10 protein-coding genes and 1 rRNA gene are annotated in these 10,934 nt (G+C 63.4%); 8 read left to right on the plus strand and 3 right to left on the minus strand.

Features of this window, described 5'->3' with window-relative positions; all coding sequences use genetic code 11:
• Window positions 1–3 precede the first annotated feature (3 nt).
• From ccoO to GZH52_RS09150, 6 genes are all read left to right on the plus strand, one after another.
• Window positions 4–618: a cytochrome-c oxidase, cbb3-type subunit II gene (gene ccoO / locus GZH52_RS09125; RefSeq protein ID WP_136555874.1), complete on the plus strand. Its 615-nt coding sequence runs from the start codon at window positions 4–6 to the stop codon at window positions 616–618.
• A 1-nt stretch (window position 619) separates the two neighbouring features.
• Window positions 620–811 (plus strand): cbb3-type cytochrome oxidase subunit 3, encoded by a 192-nt coding sequence (locus GZH52_RS09130; RefSeq protein ID WP_163316168.1) that lies wholly within the window; start codon window positions 620–622, stop codon window positions 809–811.
• The gene (gene ccoP / locus GZH52_RS09135) at window positions 808–1,713 is read left to right on the plus strand and encodes a cytochrome-c oxidase, cbb3-type subunit III (RefSeq protein WP_163316169.1); all 906 of its coding nucleotides are present in this window, start codon (window positions 808–810) and stop codon (window positions 1,711–1,713) included. The genes GZH52_RS09130 and ccoP overlap by 4 nt, the downstream gene beginning before the upstream one ends.
• 154 nt (window positions 1,714–1,867) lie before the next feature.
• Window positions 1,868–3,304: a cytochrome c oxidase accessory protein CcoG gene (gene ccoG / locus GZH52_RS09140; protein WP_163316170.1), complete on the plus strand. Its 1,437-nt coding sequence runs from the start codon at window positions 1,868–1,870 to the stop codon at window positions 3,302–3,304.
• Window positions 3,305–3,307: 3 nt separating this feature from the next.
• Window positions 3,308–3,832, plus strand: coding sequence for a FixH family protein (locus GZH52_RS09145; protein WP_163316171.1), 525 nt, complete (start codon window positions 3,308–3,310; stop codon window positions 3,830–3,832).
• The gene (locus GZH52_RS09150) at window positions 3,829–4,218 is read left to right on the plus strand and encodes a YbaY family lipoprotein (RefSeq protein ID WP_203525683.1); all 390 of its coding nucleotides are present in this window, start codon (window positions 3,829–3,831) and stop codon (window positions 4,216–4,218) included. The genes GZH52_RS09145 and GZH52_RS09150 overlap by 4 nt, the downstream gene beginning before the upstream one ends.
• 61 nt (window positions 4,219–4,279) lie before the next feature.
• Here the strand turns inward: GZH52_RS09150 and GZH52_RS09155 are convergent, their stop codons facing one another.
• Window positions 4,280–5,665: a tryptophanase gene (locus GZH52_RS09155; RefSeq protein ID WP_163316173.1), complete on the minus strand. Its 1,386-nt coding sequence runs from the start codon at window positions 5,663–5,665 to the stop codon at window positions 4,280–4,282.
• A 453-nt stretch (window positions 5,666–6,118) separates the two neighbouring features.
• Here GZH52_RS09155 and GZH52_RS09160 point away from each other — a divergent pair, with 453 nt between their 5' ends.
• Window positions 6,119–7,492, plus strand: a complete 1,374-nt coding sequence (locus GZH52_RS09160) for a peptide MFS transporter (RefSeq protein ID WP_163316174.1) — start codon at window positions 6,119–6,121, stop codon at window positions 7,490–7,492.
• A gap of 59 nt (window positions 7,493–7,551) precedes the next feature.
• Here the strand turns inward: GZH52_RS09160 and clpB are convergent, their stop codons facing one another.
• Window positions 7,552–10,128, minus strand: coding sequence for an ATP-dependent chaperone ClpB (gene clpB, locus GZH52_RS09165; protein WP_163316175.1), 2,577 nt, complete (start codon window positions 10,126–10,128; stop codon window positions 7,552–7,554).
• A 160-nt stretch (window positions 10,129–10,288) separates the two neighbouring features.
• Here clpB and GZH52_RS09170 point away from each other — a divergent pair, with 160 nt between their 5' ends.
• Window positions 10,289–10,774: a hypothetical protein gene (locus GZH52_RS09170; protein ID WP_163316176.1), complete on the plus strand. Its 486-nt coding sequence runs from the start codon at window positions 10,289–10,291 to the stop codon at window positions 10,772–10,774.
• A gap of 52 nt (window positions 10,775–10,826) precedes the next feature.
• Here the strand turns inward: GZH52_RS09170 and rrf are convergent.
• A 5S ribosomal RNA gene (rrf, locus tag GZH52_RS09175) occupies window positions 10,827–10,934 on the minus strand; the annotation flags it as partial.

Raw genomic sequence — 10,934 nt, forward strand, 5'->3', positions numbered from 1 at the left:
ATCATGGAAAAGATCCAGAAACTGATCGAAGAAAAAGTCGGCTACCTGATCGTATTCACCTTCCTGACCATCAGTATCGCGATGCTGGTCGAGATCGTGCCGCTGATGTTCATGAAGCAGACCACGGAGCCGATCAAGGGCGTCAAGCCCTACACCGCGCTGCAACTGGCCGGCCGTGACATCTACATCCGCGAAGGCTGCTACAACTGCCACTCGCAGATGATCCGCCCGTTCCGCGCGGAAACCGAGCGCTACGGCCACTACTCGGTCGCCGGCGAGTCGGTGTACGACCACCCGTTCCAGTGGGGTTCCAAGCGTACCGGCCCGGACCTCGCCCGTGTCGGCGGCCGCTACTCGGACGAATGGCACCGCGTGCACCTGATCAACCCGCGTGACGTGGTTCCGGAGTCCAACATGCCGGGCTTCCCGTGGCTCGCGCGCAACCTGGCCGACGCCGAGATCGTCCCGGCCAAGATGGAAGCGCTGCGCAAGGTCGGCGTGCCTTACACCGACGAGCAGATCGCCGGCGCCAAGGCCGAAGTCGAAGGCAAGTCCGAGATGGACGCGCTGATCGCCTACCTGCAGGGCCTCGGTCTTGCGCTGAAGAACGTGCGCTGACATGGACTGGACCAACTTTGCGCGCTCGATGTTCACGGTGCTGTGCTTTGCATCGTTTATCGTGATCCTGCTGGGCGCATACGGCAAAAAGTCCAAACAGCGCTATGAGGAGGCGGCGATGCTGCCCTTCATGGACGACGAACACGCGTCCGGCCAAGCACCGGAGCGCGCTTCCAACGGAGCCAAGCAATGAGCAATTTCTGGAGCAACTGGGTCACGTTCATCGTGGTCGTCGGCATCCTGGGGGTCACCCTGGTGCTGTTCACGCAGTCCAAGGCCAAGGTCAACAAGCCGGGCGAATCCGAGGACACCACCGGCCACCGCTGGGACGACGACCTCGAGGAGTACAACAACCCGCTGCCGCGCTGGTGGATGTGGATGTTCTACCTGACCATCGCCTTCGGCATCGGCTATCTGGTCCTCTACCCCGGCCTTGGCAACTTCAAGGGCATGCGCAACTGGTCGAGCGTCGGCCAGTACAAGGAAGAAGTGGCGCAGGCACAAGCCAAGTACGAGCCGCTGTACGCCAAGTACAAGTCGATGGACGTGAAGGCGGTCGCGGCCGACCCGCAGGCACAGGAAATGGGCAAGCGCCTGTTCCAGACCTACTGCATCCAGTGCCACGGCTCGGACGCACGCGGCGCCAAGGGCTTCCCGAACCTGACCGACAACGACTGGCTGTGGGGCGGCAGCACCGAGGCGATCCACACCACGCTGGTCAGCGGCCGCGTCGGGCAGATGCCGCCTTGGGGGGCCGCGTTCGGTGAGGAGAAGGTCAAGGACACCGCCCACTACGTGATGTCACTCTCCGGCAAGAAGCACGACGCCGACCGCGCTGCGCGCGGCAAGGAAACCTTCGCCGCCGTTTGCGTCGCCTGCCATGGCACCGACGGCAAGGGTAACCAGGCGCTGGGCGCACCGAACCTGACCGACAACACCTGGCTGTACGGTGGTACCGAGAAGACCATCATCGAGACCATCACCAACGGTCGCCAGAACCAGATGCCGGCATGGAAGGACTTCCTCGGCGACGACAAGGTGCACGTGCTGACCGCGTACGTGTGGAGCCTGTCGAACAACCCGAAGGCACAGTAAGCCACACCCGGGACTGCCCGCCCACGCGGGCAGTCTTTTTTCGGCCTTTCAATTTACATGACGGTATACTGAACGCAAGGTCAGCAGGAGAAGCTTGCGCAAAGCGCGTCCGCACGGCGTGCTTTGCGAAACCTTCTCACAGGAAGCAGCCCCGATGTCAGACGAACTCAAGAAGATCCCGATCAAGGTGGAGCCGGCCAAGCCCAAGGAACCCGAACTGCAGTCGCTGTACGCCGCGCACAAGAAGATCTACCCCAAGAGCGTCAGCGGCGTGTTCGCCAAGTGGCGGATCCTGTTCATCCTCGCCACCCAGCTCGTGTTTTTCGCGACGCCGTGGCTGCAATGGAACGGCCGCCAGGCCGTGCTGTGGGACATGGTCAACCGCAAGTTCTACATCTTCGGGCTGACCATCTGGCCGCAGGACTTCGTCTACCTCGCCGCTTTCCTGATGGCCGCCGCCTTCGGCCTCTTCGTGTGGACGACCATCGCCGGACGCCTGTGGTGCGGCTACGCGTGCCCGCAGACCGTGTACACCGAGATCATGCTGTGGATCGAGCACTGGGTCGAGGGCGACCGCAACGCCCGCCTCAAGCTCGACAAGGAAGGCATGAGCGCGCGCAAGTTCCGCATCAAGGCGACCAAGGAAACGCTGATGGTCGCGTTCAGCCTCGTCACCGGCTTCACGCTGGTCGGCTGGTTCACGCCGATTCGCGAGCTGACCGACGCGCTGCCGACCTTCTCCTTCGGCCCGTGGGAAACCTTCTGGATCTTCTTCTACGCCGGCTTCACCTACCTGCTGGCCAACCGCCTGCGCGAGCAGGTGTGCAAGTACATGTGTCCGTACGCCCGCTTCCAGAGCGTGATGTTCGACGAAGACACGCTGATCATCTCGTACGACGCGGTACGCGGCGAGCCGCGCGGCGCGCGCAAGAAAGGTACCGACGCCAAGGCGGCCGGCCTTGGCGAGTGTATCGACTGCAAGCAGTGCATCCATGTCTGCCCGGTCGGCATCGACATCCGCGACGGCCTGCAGTACGAGTGCATCGGCTGCGCCGCGTGCATCGACATCTGCGACGAGGTGATGGACAAGGTCGGCAGCCCGCGCGGCCTGATCCGCTACACAACCGAGGCCGCGCTCGAGGGCAAGTACCCCGAGTCGGCCATCCTCTCCCGCCTGAAGCGCCCGCGCGTGGTGATGTACACGCTGGTGCTCGCCCTGGTGCTCATCAGCGCGCTGGTTTCGCTGTCGATGCGCGCACCGCTGAAGGTCGACATCATCCGCGACCGCGCCTCGCTGGTACGCGAGACCGACGACGGTCTTCTGGAAAACAGCTACAGTATCCGCCTGATCAATGTCACCGACGAGGAACAGCGCCTCAAGCTGTCGGTCGAAGGCTTGCCGGACATCCGTCTGCTCGCCGACAAGGACGAGATCGTGCTGCCGCCGCTGGCCAACGAGCTGATCGGAGTGCGCGTGCAGGCGCCGCCTGAATCCGCGCCCAAGGGCAGCCACAAGATCGAGTTCGAAGTGAAATCGGTCGGCGAAAACCATTTCGAGATCGAAGAGAAATCGAGTTTCATCGGAGAATAATGCATGCAAACGAGTACCGGCGCGGCGCGCCCCTGGTACAAGGAGCCTTGGGTGCTCGGCCTGATCGCCGGCCCTGCGGTGGTGGTGGTCGCCGGCTTCGCCACTTTCTACCTGGCCGCCAGCACCTTCGACGGCATGGTCAGTGACGACTACTACAAGCAGGGCAAGGAAATCAACATGCAACTGGTGCGGGACGAGCACGCCGCCCAGATGGGGCTGACCGCGCAGGTGCTGGTCTCGCCCGACATGAAGACCGTCAGCGTCACCGCGTCGAGCAAAGCGCCGCTGGAAGGCCCGCTGCTGTTGCGCCTGATGCACCCTGCGAGCGAGAGCTTCGACCAGACCATCGAGCTGCGCGCGCAAGGCGCGGACCGCTACGTGGGCACGCTCAAGCCGCACAACGCGAACCACTGGTACCTGCGCCTCGAGGACACTTCCGGACAATGGCGGGTGCAGGGCGAGTGGCGGCCGTCCGAGGGTAACGCGGTGCTGCTGGGCACGCCCAAGCTGGAGGCGGTCGAACAATGATGCGCCGACTGCTTCCCCTCATCCTGTGCGCGGGGCTCACAGCATGTGCGAGCACCGCTCCCTATCAAGCCGCCCAGCTCAAGGGCGAGGTCTACTACCTGGAAAGGATCGCGTTGCCGCCGGCGAAGACCCGCGTCGAAGTCAGGTTGCTCGACGTCAACGGCCCGGCGCCGGCGGTGCTCGCCGAAACGCTGATCGAGCAGCCGGCCGGCGTGCCGATTCCGTTCACCCTGCGCTACGACGCACGCACCAGCGGCAACCTCAGGCTCGACGCCAAGCTGTGGGTCGACAACCAGCTGATGATGGCGACCCCTGAGCCGCAGCCTTTGGCATTGCCGGCGACCGAACCCGTGCGGGTCCGCGTCAGCACGGTGCGCGGCGGCTGACCCTCCCCTGCCATGACAAACGCCCCGCGATGCGGGGCGTTTTCTTTGGCGAGCGTGCCTATCAGGCCGGCTTGAGACGGGCGGTGAAGTGGCGCAGGATGGGCGGCTCGTATTCGAACACCAGCCCGCGCACCTGGTCTGCGCGGGAGAGCACCGTGGCGAGGCAGTCGGCGATGTAATCCATGTGGTCGTTGGTATAGACCCGGCGCGGGATGGTCAGCCGCATCAGCTCGAACGGGCTGTCTTCCTGCTCGCCGGTCTGCGGGTTGCGCCCGAGCAGCAGGGAGCCTATCTCGACCGCACGGATGCCACCCTCCAGGTAGAGCGCGCAGGCAAGCGCGTGCGCGGGGAATTGCCCGGCCGGCACATGCGGCAGCATCTTCTTCGCGTCGACAAACACCGCGTGCCCGCCGGTCGGCGTCTGGATCGGCACCCCGGCAGTAGCTAGGCGCTCGCCCAGGTAGGCGACCTGCCCGATGCGGTAGTCGAGATAAGCCTCATCCATCCCCTCGCGCAGGCCGATGGCGAGCGCCTCCATGTCGCGCCCGGCCAGGCCCCCGTAGGTGACAAAGCCCTCCATCGGCACGCAGCGCACGCGCACCGCGCGAAACAGCGCCTCGTCCTCCCTGAAGCAGCACAGCCCGCCGATATTGACGAGCGCGTCTTTCTTCGCCGACATGGTGAACATGTCGCCGTACGAGAACATTTCGCGCACGATAGCTGCAATGCCCGCGCCGCGGTATGCCGGGTCGCGCTCGCGGATGAACCACGCGTTCTCGGCAAAGCGCGCGGCGTCGATCACTACCGGCACCCCGCGAGCGCGTGCCAAGGCACTCGCGGCGCGGATATTGTCCATTGCCACCGGTTGGCCACCGGCGCTGTTGCAGGTGACGGTGACGATCAGCGCGGCGACGTTGTCCCCCTCTGCGTCCAGCAGCGCCTCAAGCCTGGGCAAGTCGAAATTGCCCTTCCAGTCGTACGGCGTGGTGGTGTCGAACGCCCGCGCGTCGAGCACGTTGACGGCGCGCGCGCCTGAGAGTTCGACATGCGCCTTGGTCGTGTCGAAGTGGTAGTTCGACACGAAAAGCGGGCGCGGCCCTCGGCAGCGTGCAACCAGCTCCGGAAACAGGATCTGCTCGGCGCCGCGCCCCTGGTGGGTGGGGATGGTGTACGGGTAGCCGAACAGCTCCGCCACCGCCGCCTCGAGGTGACGATAGTTGCGGCTGCCTGCGTAGGCTTCGTCGCCCATCATCAGGCCGGCCCACTGCCGGTCCGACATCGCGCCGGTACCGGAGTCGGTCAGCAGGTCGATATAGACGTCTTCCGCGTCGAGCAGGAAGGGATTCCAGCCGGCCTCGGCGAGCCTGGCCTGGCGGTATTCGGCGGTGGTCTGCCGGATCGGCTCGACCATCTTGATGCGGAAGGGTTCGGGAATACGTCTGGACATGATCTCTCCTTGCCGCGCGCATCTGCGCTGCGGCGTTCATTGCAATGGGGCAAAGCAGTGGCCGGACGGCCGGCGGAGGGATCAGTCGCGTGGGAAGTCATCCGCCAGCATGGGGTCGAGGGTGACCCAGCTCGGTGCGAGGCGGCCAGCCGGCTGCCTGCGGGACAAGCTTGCGGCGCGGTTCATGACAGTTCCTTGGCGGGTTTCATCTATATATGAGTCAGGCTGCTTGGGCCAGCCAAGACAGCATCAAAGCATAGAACACGCGGTGTTGTCTGCCGCGCAGCACATTTGCGTGAAAAAATTCATAAAGGCGACACAAATCAATTCTATTTAGGTATTTGCTTATTTTCTATTGAACTAGACGCCCAAAAAGGGTTAACTCTATTGACACGATCGTGGCTGGACCGCGACGAAATACAAAAAATCAAGGGTGTGAGAAAAGGACCAACAATGCAGCTTCAACATCCAAGGGGGCTTTACCTCCTGTTCGCCACAGAGATGTGGGAACGTTTCAGCTACTACGGCATGCGCGCGCTGTTCGCCCTCTTCATGGTGAACGCGCTGATGTACGACAAGGTGCAGGCGTCCGAGATCTATGGTTCGTTCACCGGCCTCGTCTATATGGCGCCGCTGCTGGGCGGTTATATTTCCGACCGCTACTGGGGCAACCGCCGCTCGATCATCGTCGGGGCGCTGTTGATGGCGGCCGGCCAGTTCATGATGTTCACCTCGGGTCTGTTCCACGCTGACGCGGCTACCGCCACGCCGTTCCTGTACGGCGGTCTTGGCCTGTTGATCGCCGGCAACGGCCTGTTCAAGCCGAACATCTCGTCCATGGTCGGCCAGCTCTACCCGGTCGGCGACAAGCGCGTCGACTCGGCGTTCACCATCTTCTACATGGGGATCAACGCAGGCTCGCTGATCGCGCCGCTGATCTGCGGCACGCTGGGTGACACCGGCAACCCGGACGACTTCAAGTGGGGCTTCTTCGCCGCCGGCGTCGGCATGCTGTTCTCACTGGTCCTGTTCCTGCTGTTCAAGAACAAGCATCTGGTCGACCCGACCGGCAAGCCGATCGGCCTGCCGCCGCAGGCCAAGGTTGACGCGTCCGGCAACAAGATCGCCCACGAGCCACTGACCCGCGTCGAGAAGCAGCGCCTGGCGGTGATCCTGATCCTGTCCGCCTTCGTGATCTTCTTCTGGTCCGCCTTCGAGCAGGCCGGCGCCTCGCTGACCTTCTTCGCGTCCGAGCAGACCAACCGCAACCTGCTGGGCTTCACCGTGCCGGCATCCTACTTCCAGTCGATCAACCCGCTGTCGGTGGTGATTTTCGCGCCGATCTTTGCGTGGTTGTGGACCAAGCTCGGCAACCGTGGCGTCGAACCCAACTCGCCGATGAAGATGGCGATCGGCCTGCTGTTCCTCGCCTTCGGTTATCTGGTGATCGCGTTCGGCGTCGAAGGTGTGACCGCCGACACCAAAGTCAGCATGATGTGGCTGGTCAGCCTCTACATGCTGCACACCTTCGGCGAGCTGTGCCTGTCGCCGATCGGCCTGTCGCTGGTGGTCAAGCTCTCGCCTGCCCGCCTGACCAGCCTGATGATGGGGATCTGGTTCCTGTCCAACGCGGCCGCCAACAAGTTCGCCGGCATGCTCTCCGAACTCTACCCGGAGCCAGGCATGCCCAGCCCGGAACTGCTCGGCTACACGGTTAACAACCTGCACGACTTCTTCATGTTGTTCGTGTTCATGGCCGGCGCCGCCGCGGCCATCCTGTTCGCGCTCTCCAGCACGCTGAAGAAGATGATGCACGGCATCAACTAAGCAGTTTGCGCCCGCAAAAAAGCCACGGCCATGCCGTGGCTTTTTTACTGCCTAGCGGCTTACTCGAAGACCAGCTTGCCGTCCTTCGCGTCGACCAGCACCGTCGCCTTCGGCGGGTAGCGCCCGGCCAGAATGGCCTTGGCCAGCGGGTTCTCCAGTTCGGACTGGATCGCGCGCTTGAGCGGCCGCGCGCCGTACACCGGATCGAAACCGGCTTCCGACAATTGCGTCAGTGCGGCATCGGTCACCTGCAGTTCAAGGTCGAGCTTGGCCAGCCGCGCCTCGAGACCCTTGAGCTGGATGCGCGCGATCGACTTGATATTCGCCTCGTCCAGCGCGTGGAACACCACCACCTCGTCGATCCGGTTGACGAACTCCGGCCGGAAGTGCGTCTTCACCTCGGCCATCACCGCAAGCTTGATCACCTGGTAATCGTCGCTCTGCATCATCTGGATCTGCTGGCTGCCGATATTCGACGTCATCACGACGACCGTATTCTTGAAGTCCACCGTCCGGCCCTGCCCGTCGGTCAGGCGACCATCGTCGAGCACCTGCAGCAGGATGTTGAACACGTCCGGGTGCGCCTTCTCGACTTCGTCGAGCAGGATCACGCTGTAAGGCTTGCGCCGCACCTGCTCGGTCAGGTAGCCGCCCTCCTCGTAACCGACGTAGCCCGGCGGCGCGCCGATCAGGCGGGCGACCGAGTGCTTCTCCATATACTCGGACATGTCGATGCGGATCAGATGATCCTCGCTGTCGAACAGGAAGCCGGCCAGCGTCTTGCAAAGCTCGGTCTTACCCACGCCGGTCGGCCCCAGAAACAGGAAGGAGCCGTAAGGCTTGTTGGGGTCAGCTAGGCCGGAGCGGCTACGGCGGATCGCGTCGGCGACGGCGACGACCGCCTCGTCCTGCCCGACCACCCGTTCGTGCAGCACGTCTTCCATGTGCAGGAGCTTCTCGCGCTCGCCGGTCAGCATCTTGGACACCGGGATGCCGGTCATGCGGCTGATCACCTCGGCGATCTCTTCGGTCCCTACCTCGGTACGCAGCAGGCGGTGGCCTTCGACAGCTTGGTCGCTATGCGCCTCGGCGGCGGTCAACTGCGCCTCCAGTTGCGGCAGCTTGCCGTACTGCAGTTCGGCCAGTTTCTGCCAGTCACCCTTGCGCTTGAGTTCGTCCATCTCGACCTTGAGCCGGTCGATCTCCTCCTTGATGCTCTGGCTGCCCTGCTGGGACGCCTTCTCGGCCTTCCAGATCTCGTCGAGGTCCGAATACTCCTTGGACAAGCGTTCGATCTCCTCTTCGATCAAGGCCAGTCGTTTCTGAGAGGCCTCATCGTCCTCCTTCTTCACCGCCTCGCGCTCGATCTTCAGCTGGATCAGGCGGCGGTCGAGCTTGTCCATCTCCTCCGGCTTGGAGTCGAGCTCCATCTTGATGCGGGAGGCTGCCTCATCGATCAGGTCGATCGCCTTGTCCGGCAGGAAGCGGTCGGTGATATAGCGATGCGACAACTCGGCCGCCGCGACGATCGCCGGGTCGGTGATGTCGACCCCGTGGTGGATCTCGTACTTCTCCTTCAGGCCACGCAGGATCGCGATGGTGTCCTCCACGCTCGGCTCGTCGACCAGCACCTTCTGGAAGCGCCGCTCCAGCGCAGCGTCCTTCTCGATGTACTTGCGGTATTCGTCAAGCGTCGTCGCGCCCATGCAGTGCAGCTCGCCGCGCGCCAGCGCAGGCTTGAGCATATTGCCCGCGTCCATCGCGCCGTCCGCCTTGCCGGCGCCGACCAGGGTGTGGATCTCGTCGATAAAGACGATGGTGTTGCCTTCGTCCTTGGCCAGATCGGTCAGCACCGCCTTCAGACGTTCCTCGAACTCGCCGCGGAACTTGGCACCGGCAAGCAAGGCCGCCAGGTCGAGCACCAGCAGTTTCTTGTGCTTGAGACTATCCGGCACCTCACCATTAACGATGCGCTGCGCCAGCCCCTCGACGATGGCCGTCTTGCCGACCCCCGGCTCGCCGATCAGCACCGGATTGTTCTTGGTACGCCGCTGCAGCACCTGGATCGCGCGGCGGATCTCGTCGTCGCGGCCGATCACCGGGTCGAGCTTGCCGGCACGTGCGCGCTCGGTCAGGTCGAGCGTGTACTTCTTCAGAGCCTCGCGCTGGCTCTCGGCGTCCTGGCTGGCAACACTCTCGCCACCGCGTACCGCGCTGATCGCTGCTTCCAGCGCTGCCTTGCTGGCACCCGCCTGCTTGAACAGCCGCCCCGCCTCGCCCTTGTCGTCGAGCAGCGCCAAGAGGAACATCTCGCTGGCGATGAACTCGTCACCGCGCTTGATCGCAGCCTTGTCCGCCAGATTGAGCAGGTTGCCAAGGTCGCGTGAAACGGTGATCTCGCCGCCGGTACCCTGCACCTTGGGCTGGCGCTCCACCGCCTGGCTCACGCTGCCGCGCAAGGCGGCGACGTTGACACCGGCACGCTGCAACAGGCCGGTCACGCCGCCATCCGCATCGTCGAGCATCGCCTGCAACAAGTGCACCGGCTCGATAAAGCCGGCATCAAAACCCAGCGCCAGGCTCTGCGCGTCCGCCAGGGCCTGCTGAAACTTTGTCGTCAATTTGTCAAAACGCATGAATTATTCCCCAAAACGAATGGATGTCTTCACATCTTGGGCGACAAAGCCGCATTTTCAAGGGCGGACCCTTGACAAAACACACCCTTTCAATTTCCAAATTTTCAAGGCCAGATCGCAATTAACTTCTATGCTGAAAAATCGCATGGAGAAAAGCCAGATGCATATCCGCTCACTCTTGCTGGTTCCGGCACTGGCCCTTTCCGGCCAACTACTGGCCTCTCCCGCACTGCTGGTATTCGGCGCCTCGCATCATAGCGGTTGCGACACCCGCAAGTACCGTTGCGAGTTCGAATCGTTCAACCCGGGCGCTGGCGTCGAGTGGGGCTGGGATCAATCATTGCTGGCGGGTGGCATGCCGCTGGTACGCGCTGGCGTGTATCGCGACTCCTACGACGAGACGGCCGCGTTCATGGCAGCAGGCTGGCGCCGGACATGGCCACTGGGCGGACGCTGGGAAGTGGGGCTGGTCGTGCTGGCAGGCTATCTGCACGGCTCGGGAATAGACGGCTTTGCTGCATTGCCGCTGGCGACGCTCGGCTACGGGCCACTGGCACTTGAGCTTGGCTACATACCAAAAGGCCAGGTCGGCAGCATGCAGGGCGACGTTGCCGTCACGACCGTCAACCTGCGCTGGGCTTTCTGAGCGCGCAAAGCAAAACCCCCGACTCATGGAGTCGGGGGTCTGCGGATGGGGCGTCTGGCGGTGTCCTACTTTCACATGGCGAATGCCACACTATCATCGGCGCTAAGGTGTTTCACGGTCCTGTTCGGGATGGGAAGGCGTGGGACCACCTCGCTATGGC

Source organism: Crenobacter caeni, assembly GCF_010435965.1.
Lineage (GTDB): Bacteria > Pseudomonadota > Gammaproteobacteria > Burkholderiales > Chromobacteriaceae > Craterilacuibacter > Craterilacuibacter caeni.

Bases quoted from the DNA above. Each gene is read 5' to 3' on its own strand.
- ccoO (WP_136555874.1), top strand. From the start codon at position 4: ATGGAAAAGATCCAGAAACTGATCGAAGAAAAAGTCGGCTACCTGATC.
- GZH52_RS09130 (WP_163316168.1), top strand. From the start codon at position 620: ATGGACTGGACCAACTTTGCGCGCTCGATGTTCACGGTGCTGTGCTTT.
- ccoP (WP_163316169.1), top strand. From the start codon at position 808: ATGAGCAATTTCTGGAGCAACTGGGTCACGTTCATCGTGGTCGTCGGC.
- ccoG (WP_163316170.1), top strand. From the start codon at position 1,868: ATGTCAGACGAACTCAAGAAGATCCCGATCAAGGTGGAGCCGGCCAAG.
- GZH52_RS09145 (WP_163316171.1), top strand. From the start codon at position 3,308: ATGCAAACGAGTACCGGCGCGGCGCGCCCCTGGTACAAGGAGCCTTGG.
- GZH52_RS09150 (WP_203525683.1), top strand. From the start codon at position 3,829: ATGATGCGCCGACTGCTTCCCCTCATCCTGTGCGCGGGGCTCACAGCA.
- GZH52_RS09155 (WP_163316173.1), bottom strand. From the start codon at position 5,665: ATGTCCAGACGTATTCCCGAACCCTTCCGCATCAAGATGGTCGAGCCG.
- GZH52_RS09160 (WP_163316174.1), top strand. From the start codon at position 6,119: ATGCAGCTTCAACATCCAAGGGGGCTTTACCTCCTGTTCGCCACAGAG.
- clpB (WP_163316175.1), bottom strand. From the start codon at position 10,128: ATGCGTTTTGACAAATTGACGACAAAGTTTCAGCAGGCCCTGGCGGAC.
- GZH52_RS09170 (WP_163316176.1), top strand. From the start codon at position 10,289: ATGCATATCCGCTCACTCTTGCTGGTTCCGGCACTGGCCCTTTCCGGC.